This is a genomic window from Pseudomonas sp. StFLB209, assembly GCF_000829415.1.
Lineage (GTDB): Bacteria > Pseudomonadota > Gammaproteobacteria > Pseudomonadales > Pseudomonadaceae > Aquipseudomonas.
The window spans coordinates 5,698,032-5,719,824 of record NZ_AP014637.1; the positions used below are offsets into that span (position 1 = coordinate 5,698,032).

General features: G+C 60.7%; 18 protein-coding genes, 1 pseudogene and 1 riboswitch. Of the genes and pseudogenes, 6 read left to right on the top strand and 13 right to left on the bottom strand.

Translation table 11 applies throughout. The features are described from left to right. Window positions 1-3: 3 nt before the first annotated feature. The 5 genes from PSCI_RS25365 to PSCI_RS25385 form a co-directional block, all read right to left on the bottom strand. Window positions 4-2,136, bottom strand: coding sequence for a TonB-dependent receptor (locus PSCI_RS25365; protein ID WP_045492313.1), 2,133 nt, complete (start codon window positions 2,134-2,136; stop codon window positions 4-6). A gap of 108 nt (window positions 2,137-2,244) precedes the next feature. Then, a riboswitch (cobalamin riboswitch) is annotated at window positions 2,245-2,461 on the bottom strand. Between the two features lie 232 nt (window positions 2,462-2,693). Then, window positions 2,694-3,542: a metal ABC transporter permease gene (locus PSCI_RS25370; RefSeq protein WP_045492315.1), complete on the bottom strand. Its 849-nt coding sequence runs from the start codon at window positions 3,540-3,542 to the stop codon at window positions 2,694-2,696. Next, window positions 3,539-4,399, bottom strand: a complete 861-nt coding sequence (locus PSCI_RS25375; RefSeq protein WP_045492317.1) for a metal ABC transporter permease — start codon at window positions 4,397-4,399, stop codon at window positions 3,539-3,541. The genes PSCI_RS25370 and PSCI_RS25375 overlap by 4 nt, the downstream gene beginning before the upstream one ends. Further along, complete coding sequence (locus PSCI_RS25380; RefSeq protein ID WP_045492319.1) at window positions 4,396-5,283, bottom strand: manganese/iron ABC transporter ATP-binding protein; 888 nt, start codon at window positions 5,281-5,283, stop codon at window positions 4,396-4,398. Before PSCI_RS25380 ends, PSCI_RS25375 begins: the two co-directional genes overlap by 4 nt. Further along, a complete protein-coding gene (locus tag PSCI_RS25385; protein ID WP_045492321.1) occupies window positions 5,276-6,214 on the bottom strand; it encodes a metal ABC transporter substrate-binding protein in 939 nt (312 codons plus the stop codon). The genes PSCI_RS25380 and PSCI_RS25385 overlap by 8 nt, the downstream gene beginning before the upstream one ends. Here PSCI_RS25385 and PSCI_RS25390 point away from each other — a divergent pair. Continuing rightward, window positions 6,213-6,416, top strand: coding sequence for a hypothetical protein (locus PSCI_RS25390; protein ID WP_045492323.1), 204 nt, complete (start codon window positions 6,213-6,215; stop codon window positions 6,414-6,416). The two genes, PSCI_RS25385 and PSCI_RS25390, sit on opposite strands and share 2 nt — an antisense overlap. A 10-nt stretch (window positions 6,417-6,426) precedes the next feature. Here the strand turns inward: PSCI_RS25390 and PSCI_RS29470 are convergent, their stop codons facing one another. The 3 genes and pseudogenes from PSCI_RS29470 to PSCI_RS25400 all read right to left on the bottom strand — a co-directional run bounded on the left by PSCI_RS29470 (window position 6,427) and on the right by PSCI_RS25400 (window position 7,091). Next, complete coding sequence (locus PSCI_RS29470; RefSeq protein ID WP_158497598.1) at window positions 6,427-6,576, bottom strand: hypothetical protein; 150 nt, start codon at window positions 6,574-6,576, stop codon at window positions 6,427-6,429. Window positions 6,577-6,585: 9 nt separating this feature from the next. Beyond that, a pseudogene (locus PSCI_RS25395) lies at window positions 6,586-6,867 on the bottom strand (methyl-accepting chemotaxis protein); the annotation flags it as partial. 17 nt (window positions 6,868-6,884) lie between these two features. Beyond that, window positions 6,885-7,091 carry a hypothetical protein gene (locus tag PSCI_RS25400; protein WP_045492327.1) on the bottom strand — a complete coding sequence of 69 codons (207 nt, stop codon included), beginning with the start codon at window positions 7,089-7,091 and terminating at the stop codon, window positions 6,885-6,887. A 102-nt stretch (window positions 7,092-7,193) separates the two neighbouring features. Here PSCI_RS25400 and yghU point away from each other — a divergent pair, with 102 nt between their 5' ends. After that, the gene (gene yghU / locus PSCI_RS25405; RefSeq protein ID WP_045492329.1) at window positions 7,194-8,033 is read left to right on the top strand and encodes a glutathione-dependent disulfide-bond oxidoreductase; all 840 of its coding nucleotides are present in this window, start codon (window positions 7,194-7,196) and stop codon (window positions 8,031-8,033) included. Window positions 8,034-8,284: 251 nt separating this feature from the next. Beyond that, window positions 8,285-8,836 carry an ATP-dependent Clp protease proteolytic subunit gene (locus tag PSCI_RS25410; protein ID WP_045492330.1) on the top strand — a complete coding sequence of 184 codons (552 nt, stop codon included), beginning with the start codon at window positions 8,285-8,287 and terminating at the stop codon, window positions 8,834-8,836. 52 nt (window positions 8,837-8,888) lie between these two features. On the opposite strand, the gene PSCI_RS25415 is transcribed toward PSCI_RS25410, so the two are convergent. The 4 genes from PSCI_RS25415 to PSCI_RS25430 all read right to left on the bottom strand — a co-directional run bounded on the left by PSCI_RS25415 (window position 8,889) and on the right by PSCI_RS25430 (window position 15,763). Beyond that, window positions 8,889-9,845, bottom strand: a complete 957-nt coding sequence (locus PSCI_RS25415; protein ID WP_045492332.1) for a GGDEF domain-containing response regulator — start codon at window positions 9,843-9,845, stop codon at window positions 8,889-8,891. Between the two features lie 17 nt (window positions 9,846-9,862). Next, the gene (locus PSCI_RS25420) at window positions 9,863-13,918 is read right to left on the bottom strand and encodes a CHASE domain-containing protein (RefSeq protein ID WP_173426703.1); all 4,056 of its coding nucleotides are present in this window, start codon (window positions 13,916-13,918) and stop codon (window positions 9,863-9,865) included. Between the two features lie 174 nt (window positions 13,919-14,092). Then, a complete protein-coding gene (locus PSCI_RS25425) occupies window positions 14,093-15,040 on the bottom strand; it encodes a LysR substrate-binding domain-containing protein (protein ID WP_231906511.1) in 948 nt (315 codons plus the stop codon). A gap of 57 nt (window positions 15,041-15,097) precedes the next feature. Further along, entirely contained in the window at window positions 15,098-15,763 is a 666-nt protein-coding gene (locus PSCI_RS25430) for a proline racemase family protein (protein ID WP_045492334.1), read from the bottom strand. A 369-nt stretch (window positions 15,764-16,132) separates the two neighbouring features. Between PSCI_RS25430 and PSCI_RS25435 the strand changes: the two genes are divergently transcribed. Genes PSCI_RS25435 through PSCI_RS25445 form a run of 3 tightly spaced genes read left to right on the top strand, consistent with a single transcriptional unit; the run spans window position 16,133 to window position 21,233 of the window. Further along, entirely contained in the window at window positions 16,133-18,382 is a 2,250-nt protein-coding gene (locus tag PSCI_RS25435) for an ATP-binding protein (protein ID WP_045492337.1), read from the top strand. A gap of 12 nt (window positions 18,383-18,394) precedes the next feature. Further along, window positions 18,395-18,853 carry a response regulator gene (locus PSCI_RS25440; RefSeq protein WP_045492339.1) on the top strand — a complete coding sequence of 153 codons (459 nt, stop codon included), beginning with the start codon at window positions 18,395-18,397 and terminating at the stop codon, window positions 18,851-18,853. Window positions 18,854-18,866: 13 nt separating this feature from the next. Beyond that, window positions 18,867-21,233 carry a response regulator gene (locus PSCI_RS25445; protein ID WP_045492341.1) on the top strand — a complete coding sequence of 789 codons (2,367 nt, stop codon included), beginning with the start codon at window positions 18,867-18,869 and terminating at the stop codon, window positions 21,231-21,233. A 164-nt stretch (window positions 21,234-21,397) separates the two neighbouring features. Here PSCI_RS25445 and PSCI_RS25450 read toward each other — a convergent pair whose 3' ends face one another. Continuing rightward, window positions 21,398-21,778, bottom strand: a complete 381-nt coding sequence (locus PSCI_RS25450; RefSeq protein ID WP_045492343.1) for a RidA family protein — start codon at window positions 21,776-21,778, stop codon at window positions 21,398-21,400. Window positions 21,779-21,793: the final 15 nt, after the last annotated feature.

The window sequence follows — 21,793 nt, forward strand, 5'->3', positions numbered from 1 at the left end:
CGGTCAGAAACGGTAGTCAGCACTGACAAACAACGAGCGAGGCTGGCCCATCAGCCATTGCTGACCGCTGTTCTGCCCGGTCACCACGTAGCGGCGATCCAGCAGGTTATACAGTTGCAGCCCCAGACGCACGTCCGACAATATCTGCCAGCCAAGGTTGGCATCCACCACCGTGTAGCCCGGCACCTGAGTGGTATTGGCGGTATTGGCATAACGGGCGTCGACGTAGCGCAGACCGATCCCGACGTCCACATCGTCACTGACCGCCTTGTTCAGCCACAGGTTGGCGCTGCGCCGTGGCACGTCGGTGGGACGGTTGCCAGCCCGCGATACGCTCTGGCCGTTGGAAACTTCGTCAAAATCATCGTATCTGGCGCGTACCACCGAGGCGTTGGCCGAGACCTGCCAGCCCTGCGCCAGGCTCAGGTCGAGGCTGGCTTCCAGGCCATTGGAGGTCTGCTGGCCGACCTGCTGGCTGAGGCGGGTCAGCGGATCGACCGACAACAGCTTCTTCTTGACGATGTGGTAGGCCGCCAGGGTCCATTCACCCTGCCCGTCCCAGAACTGCTGCTTGAGGCCGAACTCAGTCTGTTTCGCCTCGGTCAGGTCCATCTGCTGCTGGGTCGGGTTGAGGCTGATCAGGTTGCTGATGCCGTCCTCACTGGTCGAGTACTGGCCGTACAACGACAGTTGGTCGGTGACTGCGAACACCAGCCCGGCACGCCAGTTGCCGCCATCGAGGCTACGGTCGCTGCGGGTGCCGGCGCGCATGTCGTCGCGATTGATGTGGTTCTGGTCGCGGCGGATGCCGGTAACCAGCGACCAGCGCTCGGACAGTTGCAGGCGGTTTTCGGCAAACAGGGCGAAGGTGTGGGTGACGGTGTTGGCCAGCGGCCGGAACGGCGAGTTGCTCTGGAAATAGCCGTCAGCCGCTTGCCATGGGTCGATGTAGTCGCCGCCAACATCGTTGTACGGCGAGTTGTTATCGAGCTCAAAGCGGATCTTGTTGTACTCGGCGCCCACCACGGTCTGGCTGTCCAGGCCGAACAGCGAGTGCTTGAAGGTAAAGCTCTGGCGGTCGCCGATCTGTTCCTGGTCGTGCTTGATTTCCAGGTAGTCGCCGCGCAGCAGTTGGCCGCGTGTACTGTCCCAGCTGTAGATTTCAGCATTGCGCCAGTGACGGCGGCTCTTGACGTAGTACAGCTGATTGCTGGCGCTGATTGAGTCGCTGAGCGTCCAGTCGGTGGTCAGGCGTGTCCATTGATCGTCGTAACGCTGCACGGCGTTACGCAGGTTGTAGTTCTCGTCGCGCAGGCTGTCGCGGTAGTGGCCGTCGATCAATGGCGTGCCGAAGTACGACGAAGGCTCGCTGTTGCCGCGATCATGGGCCAGGGTAAAGCTCAGGTCATCGCTGGCCTGCCAGCGCACGGCCAGGCTTAGCGCATTGCTGCGCGAATCGCCGTGATCGACCCAGCCATTGCTCTGTTGCTGGTTGAGGGTCAGGCGATAGCTCAGGCTGTCGCTCAACGAGCCGCCACTGTCCAGTGCCGCCTGCTGACGATCGTATGAGCCATAACCCAGGCGCAGGCGGTTGCGAATTTCGCCTTCGAACGGTTTCTTCGGCACGATATTGACCGTCGCCCCGGTCGCACCTTCGCCATACAGCACCGATGCCGGGCCACGCAGTACATCAATGTGCTCGACCATCCAGGTGTCCACCGGAAAGGTCTGGGTGCCCATGCCGGTGTAGAAGCGTGAGCCGTCAAACAGGGTCATTACCGATTCGTGCCCGGTAAAACCGCGCGCCGACAGCGCGGTGTTGCCGTTGCCCGGTGCGGCAATGCTGGTAATCCCCGGCGCACGGGTCACCGCGTCCTGCACGCTCTGATTGTTGCGCTGCTCGATGGCAGTGCTGTCGATGCGGGTGGCGCTGGCCGGCGTTTGCAGTGGCGTCAGGTTGAGCCGCGAAGCGCTGGGCAACGGGGTGCTCAGGGCGGTTTGCGGCTGATCGGCCTGCTCTTGAACTGTGGTTGCCGGCAAGGCCAGGCTGCCGGGTTGCTCGGCCAGGGCTACAGGAGAAAGGACCACCGGCGAGAGCGCCAGCAGGCTGAACTGCAATGGAGAAAAACGGGACATGCTATTCCAACTCGATGAGGAAAGATGAACCCGGAGGGGAATAACGCATAGGCAATCAGGCACGCAGACGCACCCGAATACCGGCCTGCGCCCGCCCACCGCGGGGTTGCCAAACTGAAGTTGCAGGCCGGTCTCCGGGCTTGCGAGGATCATGAAACCTTCACCTTCCCATGCAGCCTGTGAGGCTGTAGCACAGTGGTATATAGAAGGTTTCGCTCGCCTACCGTTGCGGGGGCAGCGCCGGACTGGTCATCTGAGTGACGCACCGGCTTCCCGTTTCACCCCATGCACGGCGGCATGGGACACCTGAAACTGGGCGGCATCTGACCACCGATGAACGGTCGAGTCAATAGTAGATGACTCACCGCCGTAGGAGCGGCTTTAGCCGCGAATTGGTCTTGCGTTTTGTGCATGGGTCATTGTCGCGGTTGTCTGGGCTGCCGGTTTCGCCCCCGAATCGACGCCTACCCTCGGCCAGCGCCCAAGTCGCGATTTGCGTCGTCTGTGCCATCTCTACTCAAAGATCAAAGGCAACGGCAACAGCAACTGAAGAAACTTCAGTTGCTTGAGTGTTCAGTCGTAACGAAACGCTGCTGCACGCTGACCCGGATAAACGCGCCGATAAACAGCACGGTATAGAACATCACGATGGTCGGCGCCGGGGCGCTGTCGAGGAAGAACGCCAGGTACACCCCGAAGAACGCCGCCAATAGTGAAATCAGCATGGACACCAGCAGCATGGCCTTGAAGGTCCGGGTCAACAGCAAGGCAATCGCCCCTGGCGCGATCAGCAAGGCGATCGCAAGGATGATCCCCGCCGCCTTGAGCGCACCGACGATGGTCAGGGATATCAGACTCAGCAGTCCATAATGCAGCCAGCGCACCCGCAGGCCCACCGCCTGGGCGTGTGCCGGGTCAAAAGCATGCAGCAGCAGGTCTTTCCATTTCAGGCCGATGACCAGCAGGGTCAACGCGGCGATCAACGCTGAGCCGAGGATGTCGTCCAACCCTACCCCGAGAATGTCGCCGAACAGGATGTGGTCCAGATGCACAGCCGATTCGATCTTCACATACAGCACCAGCCCCAGACCGAACATCCCGGAGTACACCACGCCCATCACCGTGTCCTGTTTGATGCGGCTGTTGTCCTTGAGAAAGCCCGAACTGATGGCGCAGAACATCCCTGCCACGAAGGCGCCCACGGCGTAGGGAATATTGATGATGTAGGCGATCACCACCCCCGGAAACACTGCGTGGGACACCGCATCGCCCATCAACGCCCAACCGCGCAGGACCATGAAGCACGACAGCAGCGCCATCGGCAGCGAGACCAGCACCGCAACGATCAGTGCGTTGACCATGAAGTCGAACTCAAAGGGGCTGAGCAAGGTTTCCAGCAGGCTCATGGCTGCACGTCCAGAGCCGCCTTGCCGCGTCGCCGCGCCGCCAGCATGCCGTGTTTGGGGGCGAGGAAAAAGGCGCAGAGGAAGATCACGGTCTGCAGCACCACGATGATCCCGCCGGTGGCACCGTCGACAAAGTAGCTCAGATAGGCACCGGCAAAGCTGGTCAGCGCACCGATGCTCACCGCAATGATCAGCAGCCGCTCGAAGCGGTCGGTCAGCAGGTAGGCCGTGGCGCCGGGGGTGATGACCATGCAGATCACCAGAAACGCCCCCACGGTCTGCAATGCCGCCACCGTGCAGGCTGACAACAGGGTGAAGAAGATGCCCTTGAGCAGGGTCGGGTTCAGGCCAATCGAGCGGGCGTGGTTTTCATCGAAAAAGGTGACCATCAGGTCTTTCCACTTGGCGGTGAGAATCACCAGCGAGATCATGCCAATCAACACCAGTTGCACCGTATCGCCCGGCGTAATCGCCAGAATATTGCCCTGCACGATGGTCTGGATGTTCACGGAAGTGGGCGACAGCGAGACCATGAACAGGCCCAGGCCGAAGAACGAGGTGAAGATCAGGCCGATGATCACATCTTCCTTGAGCTTGCTGCGCTGGTTGAGAAACAGCATCACTGCTGCGGCCAGGCCGCCAGCGAAGAACGCGCCGATCGAGAACGGCAGACCGATCATGTAGGCACCGGCCACACCGGGCACGATCGAGTGCGACAGCGCATCGCCGATCAGCGACCAGCCGCGCAGCATCAGGTAACAGGACAGAAACGCACAGACACCGCCGACCAGCGCCGCGACCCACATAGCGTTGCGCATGTACTCATAGGCGAAGGGTTCCAGCAGCCCGGCAATCACGACTGCGGCTCTCGCGGTTCACGGCGGGTGGCGATGCCATCGCGAATCACCAGCGGCCGTTCGTCATCGGTGAAGATGCCGACCCGATGCCCCGGATCGCCCACCGCCGGGTTGATCATGAAGTGGCGTAATACACCACCGAACGCCTGTTCCAGATTGTCCTGAACAAACACCTCTTCGGTCAGGCCGTAGGCCAGTACCGTGTTCTTGACCAGCACGGTGCGGTCGCAGAACTCAGGCACCGAGCCCAGGTTGTGGGTAGAGACCAGCATCACCCGGCCTTCGTCACGCAGCTCACGCAACAGCGTGATGATCTGGTCTTCAGTCTTGACGTCCACGCCGGTGAACGGTTCGTCGAGCAGGATCACCTTGCTGTCCTGAGCCAGCGCACGGGCAAGGAACACGCGTTTTTTCTGGCCACCGGACAACTCGCCGATCTGGCGCTTGGCCAGACTGGTCATGTCGACCCGCGCCAGTGCTGCTTCGACGGCCAGCCGATCAGCCTTGCGCGGGATGCGCAGCATGCCCATGTGGCCGTAGCGGCCCATCATCACCACATCTTCGACCAGCACCGGAAAGGTCCAGTCGACCTCCTCGGCCTGCGGCACATAAGCCACCATATTGCGCTTGAGCACCTGAGCCACCGGCAGCCCCATGACCCGGATCTCGCCCTTGGCCAGCCTGACAAAACCCATCAAGGCCTTGAACAAAGTGGACTTGCCAGCACCATTGACGCCGACCAATGCGGCGATGGTGCCAGCCGGAATGCGAAAGCTGGCATCGTGTAGTGCCGTGTGTCCATTGCGATAGGTGACCGTGACATCGGTCACCTCAATACCCCAGTGCTGCAGGGCCAGGTCCGCTACGGCGGTCGATTCAGTCATGGCTCAGCCCGGCCTGCAGGCCTTTGGTCAGGGTGTCGGTGGTCACGCGCAGCAGATCGAGATACGTCGGCACCGGGCCATCAGGCTCACTGAGCGAATCAACATAAAGCACTCCACCGTAATGCGCCCCGGTCTCGCGGGCAACCTGGCGAGCCGGTTTGTCCGACACAGTGCTCTCACTGAACACCGCCGGGATCTGCTGCGCCTTGACCTGATCGATGACCTTGCGCACTTGCTGCGGCGTGCCCTGTTGGTCGGCGTTGATCGGCCACAGGTACAGCTCTTTGAGGCCCAGATCGCGAGCCAGATAGGAGAACGCGCCTTCGCTGGTGACCAGCCAGCGCTGCTGCGGGGCAATCTGCTCAAGCTGGGCGTGCAGCGGCGCGACCGTGGCCTGAATGCTGGCCTTGTAAGTCTCGGCATTGCGACGATAGGTGTCGGCATTGGCCGGGTCGTATTTGACCAGCGCATCGCGGATGTTATCGACGTAGATCTGCGCATTGGCCGAGGACATCCAGGCATGGGGGTTGGGCTTGCCGGTGTAAGGCCCTTCACCGATGCTCATCGGCTGCACGCCGTCGGAAACCGTCACACTGGGCACATCCTTGAGGTTCTGGAAAAACTTCTGGAACCACAACTCAAGATTCAGGCCGTTCCACAGAATCAACTGCGCGCCCTGAGCCCGACGCAGGTCGCCAGGGGTTGGCGAATAGTTGTGGATCTCGGCACCGGGCTTGGTGATCGACTCGACCGTAGCGGCATCACCGGCGACATTGCGCGCCATGTCGGCGATCACCGTGAAGGTGGTGACCACCTTGAATTTTTCTTGCGCCGGATCTTGAGCAAAGGCCGTAACGCTGCAGCTTAAGGCCAGCAACGTGCCCGCTAAATGGGCTGACAGGCGGCTCCATCGAGTGTCGCGTTTTCGCATGTACAGCACCTCCGGACAACAGGGCCAAGACGGCTTGCACGGTGATCGCCTGACAAATCAACGACCTGCAACGACCGGCAAGGTAGATAAGATTGATTTGCATTATGATTTCATCCGTCGCATCCAGCAAGACGAGTTTACTCCCGGCCTCGCAGCCAGACAGCTTGCAGACAGTAAAGGCCAGGTTCGGGAGTCGCGCTGAAGAGGCCGGGTTACATACCGAACGCTCCGACCAACCGGTGCAGCTCACGCGATGACTCGGCCACTTCGTTGCTGGCGGTGACCATATGACCGGCAGATTCGGCGGTCGATGCACTCAAGGTACGAATCTGCCGGGTGTTGCGCTCGACGCTCTCGACCACGCTGGTCTGCTATGCGGCTGCAGTAGCGATCTGCACGTTGTGCTGGACGGTCTCGCCCATGCCTTGGGTGATTGCTTCGAATGCCCCGACAGCCAGGCGTACTTCGCACATGACGTCTTCGGCGCTGACATGGATGGCTTGCATACGCTGCGCCGCGTTGTCGACTTCCAGGCGCAACCGCTCGATGGTGTTGTGCATCTTGCCGGTCAGCCCCTGCGAGTGAGTGGCCAGGCTGCGCACCTCGTCGGCAACCACGGCAAAGCCCCTGCCCTGCTCGCCGGCCCGTAACGCCGGTGCACAATGGCGGGTCATCGATCGGTCTCTTTGAGCGCGTTGTTTTTACAGGCAGATGAGCTCGGCGGAACAGCATTGTCGACGAAATTGTATTCAGCCTGTATACAGGTCAGGCGCAACGAATTATTCATTTCAACAAGACATAGCCGGCTGCCTTGGGTCGTCTGCCTTAACATCTGCATCGCCAATTGGGCCTGCAATCGGGCGGGGATCTGGGTCATGATGCGCGTCTGTCCAGACCGCCATACGGTTTGATCCTGACCCTGAACATTTTGGTTTTGCGCCCGGCAAAGGGCGCCGCATCGCTCCAGGAGGTTATCCGCATGACCCAGGCTGCATACGTTCCGCCCAAGGTATGGACCCACGAAGCCCCGTCCGGCGGCGAGTTCGCCAATATCAACCGTCCGGTGGCCGGCCCGACCCACGACAAGGCCCTGCCGGTCGGCCAGCATCCGCTCCAGCTGTACTCGCTGGCCACGCCCAATGGTGTCAAGGTCACCATCCTGCTAGAAGAACTGCTGGCGCTGGGCATCCACGAGGTCGAGTACGACGCCTGGCTTATCCGTATCAATCAGGGCGAGCAGTTCTCCAGCGGCTTCGTCGAGGTCAATCCCAACTCCAAGATCCCGGCCTTGCTCGACCGCAGTGTCGAACCGCCAATCCGGGTGTTCGAGTCGGGCTCGATCCTGCTGTACCTGGCAGAAAAATTCGGCCACTTCATTCCGGCCGATCCTGCCGGCCGCGCCGAGACACTGAACTGGCTGTTCTGGCAAATGGGCTCGGCGCCTTATCTGGGCGGTGGCTTCGGGCATTTCTACGCTTATGCACCGGAAAAACTCGAATACCCGATCAATCGCTTCACCATGGAAGCCAAGCGCCAGCTGGATGTGCTGAATCGGCGCCTGGCCGAGAGCCCTTTCCTGGCGGGCGAGCAGTACAGCATTGCCGATATCGCGGTCTGGCCATGGTACGGTCAACTGGTGCGCGGCAATCTGTACTCGGCAGCAGAGTTCCTCGCGGCACACGAGTACCCGCATGTCCAGCGCTGGGCTGAAGTTATCGCCCAGCGCCCGGCGGTCCAACGCGGCCAGCGGGTCAACCGGACCTGGGGTGAAGAAGCCAGCCAGTTGCCAGAGCGTCATCAGGCCAGCGATCTGGATTGAATCCAGGCTTCAGCAGGGGGCTCACCGCCCCCTGTAGGGTGCCTCTAAAAACGCAGGCGATGGCAACGCAGGCCGTTTTTTGCCTGAGAATGCACCAATCAAGCGCTGATCCGCGCGTCACGATAACGCCCGTGAATCATAAAGGCTTGTCTGTCGATCGACGGCTATAGTTAAGTCACCCGGTATCGATACAAGATACCTACCCCGTCTGTAAGCCTTATGTTTACGTCAGCGTTCAAGAGGTGCTGAACATGGCGACCCACGTGATCAACTTCACCGCCCCGGTCAATTCCACCACCTGCGGCCAGCTCATCGAAAAGGCCTCACTCGCAGCCCAACAGCAAGCTTCCAGCCTGATTCTCAATATCGCCACCATGGGCGGCGAATGCAGCTATGGCTTCACCCTGTACAACTTTTTACTGACCCTGCCGATGCCGGTGCATACCCATAATCTGGGTACGGTCGAGTCAATGGGCAACGTAATTTTTCTTGCCGGCGAACGGCGCACCGCCTGCCCGCACAGCAAATTTCTGTTCCATCCCTTTCACTGGCACCTCAACGGCGCAGTGGACCACTCGCGAATGTCCGAATACGCCATGAGTCTGGACCACGACATGCACCTGTATTGCCGCATTGTCGCCGAACGCACTCAAGGGGCAGCACAGGCCCTGGAAACAGAAAAGTACCTGACAGCCGCGCCGCGCATTCTCGAACCCGACCAGGCGCTGGAGTGCGGAGTGATTCATGCGGTGGAATCGCCGGGGTTGAGTGGTGAGTTCGTGACCCATTGCGTGCACTCCTAGCGCCTGCTGCTCAGCCGACAGCACACACCTGAGACCACGCTGCCCGGAACGTCTAAAGGCCCAACTGAATCGGCACAAAGCGGCTGCAATTGCGGCCGTCATGTTTAGCCTGATACAACGCGCGGTCGGCTTCGGCCAGCAGTGCCTGGGCTAGCACCGGGGCGCCTTTTGCGCCAGTAGCGCCTGACTGCGCGTGTGGCAGCGCACCAGCCTCCAGGCTCGCCACGCCCACCGAAACCGTCACCCGGCCGTAATCGCTGGTTTCATGCGGACGGTTTTGCGCCCGCACATGCTGGACTATCTCTTCGCCGAGTTGGCAGGCGCCTTGTGCTCCGGTGCCTGGAACAAGCACGGCAAACTCTTCGCCACCATAACGGGCAACCAGATCGGTAGAGCGCTGCACGCACGCCTTTACGGCATGGGCCACAGCGATCAGGCATTCATCGCCTTGCAGATGCCCATAACAGTCGTTGTAGCGCTTGAAGAAATCGATATCGAGCATTAACAACGAGAAAGCCTCTTGGTTGCGCCGCGCGCGCGACCACTCACGCTCGATGTTCTGGTCCAGGAAACGGCGATTGGCCAGGCCGGTCAGGCCATCGGTCTGAGCCAGCAGGCTGAGCTGGTCGATGGCTATTTTCAGGCGCAGGTGGGTCTTGACCCGGGCAGTGACAATCGCCGGCTGCACCGGCTTGCCAATGAAGTCTACCGCGCCCAGCGCCAATCCGGCCTCCTCCACGCGGGCCTCGGTGTGGCTGGTGATGAAAATGACCGGCACATCCTTGAGCAGCGGGTCGGCCTTGATCGCCTCACACACTTCAAAGCCGCCCAGATCAGGCATTTCAGCGTCGAGCAAGATCAGGTCCGGGCGCATCTGCTGAATCATCTTCAACGCTTGGGTACCGCCGGTGGCAAAGCGGATTTGCCCCAGGCCATGCAGGATCTTGCTCAGCACGCGGATAGCGGAAATATCATCATCGACAATCAACAAGCTGGGTATCGGTTGCATCGCGCACGGTTCTCCGTTCATAAATCGGCGCGTTCGAGCAGTTGTAAGGCGCGCTCGAACTCCAGCCCTTCAATGGCCTGCCAAAGCTGCTCGACCAGTACCTGGCCGGCAGCCGCCTGAAGCGCTGGCGCGGCCAGTGCAAAATGGTTAAGCGCATCAATGTCATGGTTTTCCAGCAGCCGGTGCAGGCTCGCAAGAGCCTGACGAGCCGTCGTCGGATCAGTATCGGCACAAGGCACTGGAGCAGTTGAGGCCTGTATGCTGGCAGCCTGTTGCTGTAGGGCGACGAATGCTTCGCTCAATTTACCCAGCGTCTGCCTGGCATCACCGCCATTGCACAACATGGTCTCGGCCTGCCCGGCCAGTTGCGCCAGCGCCTGGGCGCCCAACAGGCTGGCGACACCGCGCAGCTTGTGCAGCTCCGCGATCAATGGGTCACATGGCAAGTCTGTACGTCGTACCACCGCATCCGCCTCGGCAAAGGTGCCAAATTCTGAAAAAAACCGCCGCAGTGACGACAGGTACAACGCTTTGTCGTGACCAAACCGGCCGGCGGCCTCACGTACATCAATACCTTCGATCAGCGGCCAGTCCTCAGCATCCAGTGCCTGGGTCGACGCGATGTTGCTGACCGCCAGAGGCGATCCACGTACCCGCTCGACCGCCCTGCGGATCGCCCGGATCAGTGCCGTGGGTTCAAGCGGCTTGGTAAGGAAATCATCCATGCCGGCCAGTTCTGCCTGGCGGCGTTCCTCGGCCAGTGCCCCGGCGGTCAGGGCCAGCACCGGCAAAAGGGTCAGGCCCAGTTCGGTGCGTAACCGGCGCGTGGCTTCATAGCCATCCATTTCCGGCATTTGCACATCCATCAGTACCGCATCAAACAGCGCAGGCGCCTGCCGCAGCCGCTCCAGAGCCTGCAAACCCGTGGCACAGGTCTGCACGCTCGCCCCTTGCTGTTGCAGCAACAGGCTGGCTACCTCCAGATTGATTTCGCTGTCATCCACCAACAGCAGGTGCAGACCGCTCAGCCAGCGGGTCATGGCAGTATCCAGGCGCGTAGTGTGCAGGACCCGCTCGGTACTGCCGTGATAGCGGGCAATACAGGCATTGACTGCATTGAACAATGCCGAACTGTCGAGCGGCTTGAACAGCACATTGTCGACCGGCCATGATGGCTGGACTCCTTCTACCGGACCGGTCACCAGAATGACCGGCAACCGGGTGACCTCGCGCAAGCGGTGCAGGTCTTGCAGCGCCGGACGCTGCCAGTCCACCAGCAAGAGGTCGGGCAGCGGACTACCGGTTTGCTGGCGCTCCTGCACGATCAGACACAGTGCCTGCAGATCAGCACAGTTGGCCACCCGCCAGCCCAGACCACGGCACAGACGCTGCAGGTTCGGCACGCCTGACTCATCGCTGAGCACCAGTACTTCAAGGCTGCTACCCAGCGCAGAAGGCTCCAGTTCGCCAGGACACAACTGAAAAGGCAACGCTACCCAAAAATCACTGCCCATGCCCGGTTCGCTGCGAACCCCCAACTGCCCACCCATCTGGTCTACCAGCCCACGCACTACCGACAGCCCCAGCCCGGTGCCGCCAAACCGCCGGGTGGTGGAGGCATCAGCCTGGGTGAACGGCGAAAACAGCCGGTCGAGCACCTCGGCAGCAATACCGCAACCGGAGTCCTGCACAGAGAAGCGCAACCAGCAGCGCTCGGCGCTTTGTTCCTGGTGACTGACACTCACCTCAACACCGCCCTCGGTGGTGAACTTCAATGCGTTGCCCACCAGGTTCATAAGGATCTGATTGACCCGCAGGGCATCACCGATCAGCAGATCGGGCATCTGCATCGCACCATTGACGGCAAAACGCAGGCCTTTTTGCTGGGCCTGTGCGGCAAACAATTCGCCTAGCTCAGCAAGCAGTTGCCGAGGACTGAATGGCTTGTTTTCCAGACGCATCTCGCCGGCTTCGATTTTGGCGATATCGAGGATGTCGTTGATGATCCCCAACAAGGTCCGACCGGCGATCTGCAACTTGGTCAGCAGTTGTCGCTGCTGCTCGTTCAAGGAGGAGTTCTGCAAGAGATGAGCGATGCCGATCACGGCATTCATGGGCGTACGGATTTCGTGGCTCATGTTCGCCAGGAACAGGCTCTTGGCGGCATTGGCAGCCTCGGCACTGGCTTTGGCCGCCTGCATGTCAGCGCTGTGACGTAGCCGTTCGGTAATGTCCTGAGCAATCCCAAGGTGGCCGATAAGCTCACCATCGGTGGTGCGGATCGGTGTGATAACCATCGATATCGGCACCCGTGAGGCATCCTTGCGCACGTAGGTCCACTGCCGGGTTTCGGCGCCCTCCAGTGCCGCCTTGTAGCAAAATACGTCGATACCTTCGATGGGGATGCCATACTCGCGGCTCAGTTCGGCAGAGCGCAGATCGACTTCTTCGGGCAGGTGAAAATCCATCGGCGTCTTGCGCCTGACCATTTCGGCATGACTGTAACCCAGCAGTATTTCGGCACCGCGGTTGAAGACCACGATCTGTCCGTCAGTGTCCGTGGCGATGATCGACACCTCCGATGATGCATCAAGCACCGCCTGCAGCAGCCCGGCAACTCTGGACAGCTCGGCAGTGCGCTCACTGACCTGTTGTTCGAGTTGCGCATTGAACTCCATCAGGTAGCGCTCGACCCGCTTGCGGTCGGTGATGTCGTGCATCATCTTTGCCGCCCCCAGAATGGAACCATCAGCCTCGCGGATCAGGCTGCCGGTAATAGTCACATCAATCAGTCGACTGTCTTTATGCAGACGCTGGGTTTCCAGGGTTGGACCACGCTCGCCACGTGCCACTCGCTCCAGCAGTTGCTCATCCTCATGAATCCGCTGCAACGGCACCAGCAAAGGAGCCAGCGGACGGCCCAGCACCTCATGTTCGGCATAGCCGAACATCTGCTCAGCGGCGCGGTTCCAGGTAATGATTCGGCCGTTCAGGGCTTCACCGATGATAGCGTCACTGGAGTTTTCAACGATGGTTGCCAGCCGGGCCTGACCGGCAATCACCTCCTGCTGACGCTGGCGCGACAACAGCAAGGTGCCGACCATCGTGGTCAGCAACAGGCTGGCCAGCACGCCAATGACAAACACCCGGCTGGGCGACACTGGATCCAAAGCTTCGACGAACTGCGGATGGGCGCCGACTTCCATGCGCCAAATCCGGCCATAAATTTCGCGCTCGAAGGTGTGCACATGAAGAACTTCCGGGTCAGGGCCGTTTTCCGGGGTCTGGTAGATCAGTTGCCGGGTATCACTGACGTCATAAAGCCGCAGATGCAAGCGGTGGTTGGCCGGGTCCAGACTGGACATCACCTCAAGCATGGTCAACGGCGCATAAGTCCAGCCGATCAGGTTGGTCTCTCGTTGTGTGGTGTCGGTCGGGGTTTCCGGGGTGTTGTAGACTGGCAGCAAAAACAGGAACGCCCGCAAACGCTCTTCGCTGCTCTGCTGCAGGGTGATCGGCGCAGACAGGGTTGCCGCACCGCTGCGCATGGCCTGGACGGCCGCTTCGCGGCGGCGCGGCTCCGAGGCGATATCCAGACCCACGGCCTGAGCATTACGCGCCGGCGGGTCGATGAACTGGATAATGTAGCGATCGCCCTGATTGACACTGAGCCGACTCAACGTGAACTCAGGCTTGCCGTCAGACCTGACCCGCCGCAGGAAATCAGCCTCATCAGCAATCGCTACCCGGCGGATGAAACCAAAGCCACGCGCACCGGGATACTCTTTCTCGATATTGCGCCCCTGACTGTAACGGCTCATCTGACTAATACTGATATAGCTCAGGTCAAGCATGTGAATGGCGCCGCGCAGACCGCGCAGCCGATACTCATAGACCCTCAACCGTGCTTGCAGACTGTCGCCGATGCCCTCCCCGGCATCCCTAAGCGCATCCTGGACGTGCCGGTCGATTGCCTTGCCCTGCTGGTAACTGGCCAGGTAGCTGACCATTAAACCGGCCAGCAGCACCAGCGCCATCCAGCCACCAAGCCCTGTCAGAGAATTCGTCTTCATCGCCCGCCCCGCTATCCCTGCCGCTCAAACGACCGCCACTGACTCTGTCGAAATCCGTTACACCCCGGCAGACCGCAGGACACACGAACCACACAGTGTCAGGGTGATAGCACCGATCAGGGTTCCGTTTTCCAGCGTAGATCGTCCTGCCTTATATGCCAGCCAATATGAGGCTCAGGACTGGCTCAACACCCACTTCCTGAACTCGCTCACCACCGGTTCCTCGGCAATCTCTTCGCGAATGGCCAGGTAGTGAAAGGTCTGCGGCTGGACCACGTCGAAGCCCACCAGGCGCACCAATTGGCCTTGCCTGATCAGATCGCTGACCAGATGGTGCCAGCCCAGCGCCAGCCCTTGGTCGCGCAGGGCCATCTGGATCAGCATGCTGTAGTCGTTGGCCTTGACAATGCCGGGTGCACTGAGCGAACGCCCGTCCAAGGTCACGCCCTGCAGGGCGAACCAGATTTTCCAGTCAACATATTCGGCCAGCGAGGGTCGGCCGTAGGGGCTGAGATTGAGCAGTGCCAGGTCGCGCAGCCCTTCAAGGCTCATGTTCTGGGGCAACTGGCTGAAATAGCCGGGGCTGCACACCGGGTAGATCAATTCGCCGAACAACCGGGTGCTGACATACCCTTCGCGAATCCGCGCCGACTGGGTGATAAACGCATCCGGTCGCACATCGGCTTCCAGACGATGAAAATCATGGGTCGCGACCACGCTCAATTCGATGTCCGGGTACAAGCTGGAGAAATGCGCCAGGCGCGGCGCCAGCCACAGGTTAGCGGTGCCGGGCGAGCAGCAGATGGTCAGGCTTGGGCGCTGGTAATCCTGCTCGCGCAACCGCTCGGCGGCCTGGGCGATGTTCATGAACGACAACTGCGCCACGTTGAAAAACAGCGTGCCGGCGGTGGTCAGTTCCACCGCGCGGCCAGAACGGTTGAACAGCTCGGTGCCCAGCGCATCTTCGAGTTCCTTGATCTGTCGGCTGATGGCCGCAGGCGTTACGCACAATGAATCGGCAGCACGGGTGAAACTCAGGCACTTGGCCGCTGCTACAAAAGACCGCACCGCACGCAGTGATGGCATCTTGATCAGCAGTTGATCGGGTTCGGTCTTCTTCAATCTTGTGCCTTAGAGGTTGCAAGACCGCCCGGCCCAACCCGGGCGGCGACTGTATATTTATATCAGCAAGCCATGCGCCAGCGGGTCGTTGTCATCAACAAAAATGGTGTTATGAACAATGCCCTTGGCCCAACCGGTGACAGCGGGTTCGATGGCCTGGTCACCATAGAACACCGCGCAACGACCATCGATGTCAGGAGTCGGCAGTTGGTCGCACCAGATCCCATGATGAACACCGCGAATGCGCGAATCCTCCGGGTGCACCGGTTCAGGCAACTGTGCCAGAGCGCTGCGCAGGCTCTGGCTCAGTTCAACGATGCGTTTGGTCGGCATGCCGTCCAGACCGGCCCACGTCGCCTGAGGCTCGACCACTGCGTAATAGTTGCCGCCATAGGCGATGTCGGCACTCAAGCGACCGAGCCCCTCGACGTCCACGACCACGTCTTGGGCATGCAGGTAGCTGGCGACACTCAGCATCTTTACGCTGGTGACCTTCGCGGGTGTAGCGGATATCGACCCGGTCGGCGTCTCAATGCTCAACTGGCCTGGCACCTGCGGCGTGACCAGCCCCGCCTCCAGTGCCGAAGTCACCAGGCCAATGGTGCCGACGCCACACATCGGCAGGCAGTCGCTGACTTCGATAAACAGCACAGCGAAGTCGCAGTCTTGCCGGCAAGCCGGGTAAATGATGGCCCCGGACATCACGTCACAAGAGACTGGCATGCAGCAAGAGGCCCGTCAACGAATTGTATTCTTTATGTAGACACATTAAACCCATAAGAAATACATTTTTCCAGCGGCGTTATCCTTGTAAAACATGAGGTTAGCGGATTGAACGAAGCGGCCAATACGGTCGCAGGTAGATATGCAGCTGTCGTATACAAGTAAATACTCATCAAATGGATGCGAACCTCAAAATCTGAGCGGCGCATCAAACCTTGCCTGAGTCGATGATTGACAGAAATACGGCGCAATTGGCCCCGATTGCGATTACAACGACGCGCAGGAAGTAACTTTCTGATACCGTTCGCTGATTCATCCTGTGCCCAAAAATCCGGCCTCGATAGAACGGACCCTACAGGAGAGCCACTTTTGCCTATTGCCGATAATGCCCTGGATCAAGCCATCGAGCGTTGCAGCCAGGAGCCGATCCAGATCCCTGGCAGCATTCAGCCCCACGGGTTTTTGCTGGTGCTCGACGAACCCAGCCTGCAGATCCTGCAGGCCAGTGAAAATACCGAACAGTGGCTGGGCGTAGCCGCTGGCGACCTGATCGGCAAGGATTTCCCCGGCTGGGTGGATGACCGCTTTGATCTGGCCGGCCATCTGCAGGAACTGCCGGCTGACGAAATCTTTCCGTTTCATATCGGCGACGTGCACCTGCGCCGGGGTCCTTGCAGCGACCAGCGCATGACCCTGCTGGTGCACCGTCATGATCAGGTACTGATCGCCGAATTCGAGCCTGTACCCGAGCAATCGGCCCGCCGCAGAAACGACTTCTATCCGTTGATCCGCGGTTTTGTCAGTGGCTTGCAGCAGATTACCGATATCGAAGAGCTGCTGCGCCGCTCCGTGCAGCAGATCAAACAGATCACCGGGTTTGGCCGGGTCAAGGCGTACCGCTTCGATGCCGAAGGCAACGGTCTGGTACTGGCCGAGGCCGTCGACGCGGGTTATCCGCACTACCTGGGCCTGTGTTTTCCAGCCTCGGACATCCCGCGCCAGGCACGAGAGCTGTATCGCACCAATCGGATCCGGCTGATCCAGAGCGCCAGTTACCAGCCCTCGGCGCTGATACCTGCCAACAACCCGCGCACCGGTCAGCCGCTGGACCTGAGCTATGCCTCGTTGCGCAGCGTCTCGCCCGTGCACCTGCAGTACATGCGCAATATGGGCACGCTGGCCTCGATGTCACTGTCGATCGTGGTCGACGGCAAACTCTGGGGGCTGATTTCCTGCCATCACCAGCAGCCTCGCCCGGTGGACTTCCAGACCCGCACGGCCTGCGAACTGCTCAGCAGCCTGCTGTCGTTGCAGATCGAGTCTCTGGAGTCTCATGCCAGCACCCGGCAATTACTGGATTTGCGCAAACGCATCGTGCAGATGCTGTCGTCGATGGCCGATCATGACAGCGTCAGTGACGGCCTGCTGGAACTGCCTGAAGTGCTGCTGGCCTTCGCCGGCGCCCAGGGCGCGGCGATCATTTCTGCCGGGCGCTGCGAACTGATCGGCGCCACGCCGCCCGAGTCGATGGTCAATGCACTGGTGCACTGGCTGGGCCAGCAGGATGCCGAGGAAGTCTTCCACACCGACAACGTGCAGCGCGACATCGACGAACTCCCGGAGCTGGGCCAGTACGCTGCGGGGGTCATGGCGGTGGCCATCTCGCAAATTCACTCACACTATCTGGTGTGGTTCCGTCCTGAACAGGCGCGTACCGTGAACTGGGCCGGGCGCCCGGAAAAAGACATCAGCCCACAGGGCACTCTCAATCCGCGCCACAGCTTTGAGCGCTGGCAACAGGACGTACGTGGTTTTTCCGCGCCCTGGAACCCGCTGATCATTGAAGGTGTGGTTGAGCTGCGCAGCGCGGTATTGGGTATCGTGATGCGCAAGGCCGAAGAGCTGGCGCAACTGTCTGGCGAATTGCAGCGCTCCAACAAAGAGCTTGAAGCGTTCTCTTACAGTGTCTCCCACGACCTGCGCGCGCCGCTGCGACACATTGCCGGCTATACCGAATTGCTCAGTGAAATCGAAGGCTCGGTGCTCAGCGAGCGCGGCAAACGCTTTTTGCAGCACATCGAAGACGCCGCGCGCTTTGCCGGGACACTGGTCGATAATCTGCTGAATTTTTCCCAGATGGGCCGCTCTGCGCTGCGCTTGTCGGATGTCGACCTCAATGCCCTGATCGACAATATCCGCAGCGACCTGCAGCCTGATTATGCTGGCCGCGAGGTTGTCTGGGAAATTGCCCGGTTGCCTAAAGTGATTGGCGATCCGGCATTTATTAACCTGGCCCTCAACAACCTGATTGCCAACGCGCTCAAATATACGCGTGGGCGCACCCCGGCGCGCATTGAAATCGGCGCCCGGCAGACCGAGAATGAAACCGAAGTGTGGATCCGCGATAACGGCGTGGGTTTCGACATGGCCTATGCCAACAAGCTGTTCGGGGTCTTCCAGCGTCTGCATCGCATGGAAGACTTCGAAGGCACCGGCATTGGCCTGGCCAGCGTGCGGCGCATTATCGAGCGCCACGACGGCGAAGTCCGCGCCGAGGGCGAAATCGACCGTGGCGCGACCTTCTACTTCACCCTTCCTCGTCACCTTTCGCATAGCTGAGAACCACCGATCATGCTCAAACCCATTCTGTTGGTCGAAGACAACCCCAGGGATCTGGAGTTGACCCTTGTCGCGCTGGAGCGCAGCCAGTTGGCCAACGAAGTCATTGTGCTGCGTGACGGTGCCGACGCTCTGGATTACCTGCTGCGCCGTAACGCCTTTGCCGAGCGTGACGACGGCAACCCGGCGGTGCTGCTGCTGGACCTGAAACTGCCCAAGGTCGATGGCCTGGAAGTGCTCAAAGTGGTGCGCGACACCCCGGAACTGCGCAGCATCCCCACGGTGATGCTGACCTCCTCGCGAGAAGAGCCAGACCTGCTGCGCGCCTACGAGCTGGGGGTCAACGCCTACGTGGTCAAACCCGTCGAGTTCAAGGAGTTTGTCGCGGCCATTTCCGACCTCGGGGTTTTCTGGGCCGTACTGAATGAACCTCCACCGGGTTCTCTGCGTCTGAACCGTCGACGCAATTAATGACGGAGCCCGGATGTTGGCCAAGCCAATGAATTTGCTGATGGTCGAAGACAGCTCGATGGACGCCGAGCTGACCCTGTTGAGACTTGAGCGCAGCGGCATGCTGATCCAGGCCCGGCAGGTGTTCGACCACTGGGGCGCGGAGCGCGCCCTGCAAGAGCAAAGTTTCGATCTGATCCTCTGCGACTGCGTACTGCCTGGCTCTTCGGGCAGCGACGTGCTGGCCATCGCGCGGCGCCTGGCCCCGGACACGCCCTTTATTTTCCTGTCCGGCATCTACGGCGAAGAACACGCGGTGGAAATGATCCGCCTGGGTGCGACCGACTACGTCCTGAAAAAGAACCTGTCATTGCTGCCCAAGGCGGTGGGCCGCGCGCTTACCGAAGTCCAGGAACGCCAGCGCCGGCGCCGGGCCGAAGAAGCACTGGCGGATGTAGAAGCGCGTGCGCGGATCGCGATTGACGCGGCAGGCATGGGCAGTTGGGACTTTCGCCCGCAGGACGGCCTGTTGCTCTGGGACGATCGCTGCAAGGCGCTGTTCAGCCTGCCCGCAGATACCGAGATGGATCTGCCATTGTTCTATGCCGGCCTGCATCCCGATGATCAGGGCGCTGTCCGTGAAGCCGTGGAACAGGCCATGGCACCGGACAGCGATGGCAGCTATCGCATGGAGTTTCGCTGTATCAATGGCAAAGAGCCGCGCTGGCTGCTGAGCAGTGGCCAGGCGCGGGTCGTCGATGGCCAGTGCGTGCGTTTCTCCGGTGTATTACAGGACATCCACCAACAGCGTCAGGCCACCCAGGCACTTAAACAGCTCAATGAAATCCTTGGCGAACGGGTCGAGCGGCGCACCCGCGAGCGGGATCGTGCCTGGGAGTTGTCGCAAGACCTGCTGGGCGTGTTCAACAAGGACCTGACGCCGGTGGCGCTCAACCCGGCCTGGGAACAGGCGCTGGGTTTTAACCGCCAGACCCTGGCGCAGATTTCACTGATGCAATTGCTGCCCGAAGATGACCGCCAGGCGTTCTGCAACGAGCTGGCGACCCTGGCGCGCAACGGCGCCAGCGTGCGTTTTACCGGCCGGATCCGCCACGCCAATGGTCAGCAGCGCTGGCTGTCATGGGTGGTGGTGCCGGAAGACACTCTGCTCTATGCGGTGGCGCGGGACATTACTGGCGAGCGTGAGGCGACCGAAAGCCTTGCCGAAGCCAATACCCGGCTGCGCGATCAGATTGCCGAGCGCGAGCGGATCGAAGCCGCCCTGCAACAGATGCAGCGCCTCGAAGCGGTCGGCCAATTGACCGCAGGCGTGGCCCACGACTTCAACAACCTGCTGACCGTGATCCTCACCGGCTCCAGCTTTCTTGAACGTGAGCTGGACAAGCCAGACCTGGACAAGGCGCGGCGGCGCCTGAAGCACATCCGTGAAGCGGGCGAGCGCGGTGCCAAGCTGACCTCACAGTTGCTGGCCTTCTCCCGGCGCCAGCGCCTGGAGCCGGTGCCGCTGAACCTCAACGACACCTTGAACGGCCTGGAAGAACTGCTGCGCCGCACCCTGGGCGGGAGCATTCTGGTTCGCCTGGATCTGCACGCTCAGTTGTGGCAGGCGCTGACCGATCCGACCCAGACCGAGATGATCATTCTCAACCTGGCGATCAACGCCCGCGACGCGATGCCGGCCGGCGGCCTGCTGATCCTGCGCACCCACAACACCCGCGTGCGGCAGGCCGCGCAACGGCCGGAAGATCCCGAGCCTGGCGACTACGTGATGCTGTCGATCCGCGACACCGGCTGCGGCATGAGCCAGGATGTGCTGGCCAAAGTGTTCGAGCCGTTCTTCACGACCAAGGACATCGGCAAAGGCTCCGGGCTGGGCCTGGCGCAAGTGTTCGGTTTCGCCAAACAGTCCGGAGGCGGCGTGCGCATCGACACCGAGCCGGGCCGTGGCACGGAAGTCAGCGTCTATCTGCCGGCGGTGCAGCACACCGCTACACAGGCCGAGCCGCCGGTGCCTGCTCAAGAGCCACAGAACAGCGGGCATAACCGCTGCATCCTGGTGGTCGACGATGAACACCTGATCCGCGACATGCTCAGCGAAATGCTGGTGCTGCAAGGTTATCGGGTCCGTCAGGCCAACAGTGGCGAACAGGCGCTGCAATTGCTCGACGATCAGGTCGATCTGCTGCTCACCGACTTTGCCATGCCCGGCTTCAACGGCGCACAACTGGCCCGCGCGGCACGCGACCGTTATCCGCAGTTGCCGGTGGTGTTTCTGACCGGCTATGCCGAACTGCAAGGTCTGGAGCTGCCTGAAAGCCTGGTGCTGCAAAAGCCGGTCAAGCCTGATGAACTGTTCCGCGCGCTGAGCCAGATGCTCTGATGACGCTGGGGTGGCGGTCGCGGCCAAAGCCAATACTGTTCAGACAAGCATTGCGCACCAGGTGGGAGCGAGCTTGCTCGCGAAGAGGCCGGTAAACGACCTCTGCTGCGAGCTATTTCTCAAGATTCAATAGCAACGGCGACCTTGCTCTGAGCGGCACACACTCAGCGTTTGGCCGCCATTGCGGTCACTTCCACGCGCATGCCCGGCACAGCCAGCGACGCGACACCAACGGCGGCACGGACTGGCCAGGGCTTGCTGAAAAAGCGTTGATAGACCTCGTTGAAGGCACCGCGCTCATTCATGTCGGTGAGGTAGATGGTCAGGTGCAACACACGATCCAGCGAACTGCCGGCGTTTTCCAGGGCGACCTTGAGCGCCTGCAGGGTGCATTCGCTTTGCGCAGTGATGTCACCCAGTTCCAGGCTGCCATCGGCACGGGTCGGGATCTGGGTGGACACTAGCAAGCCAGCGAAACCGGCGACGTCGCTAGAGATGGACTCCGGGTCTGGATCGGGCAGGAAATCGATATCAGAATTGGCCATGTGAATCTCTGGTCA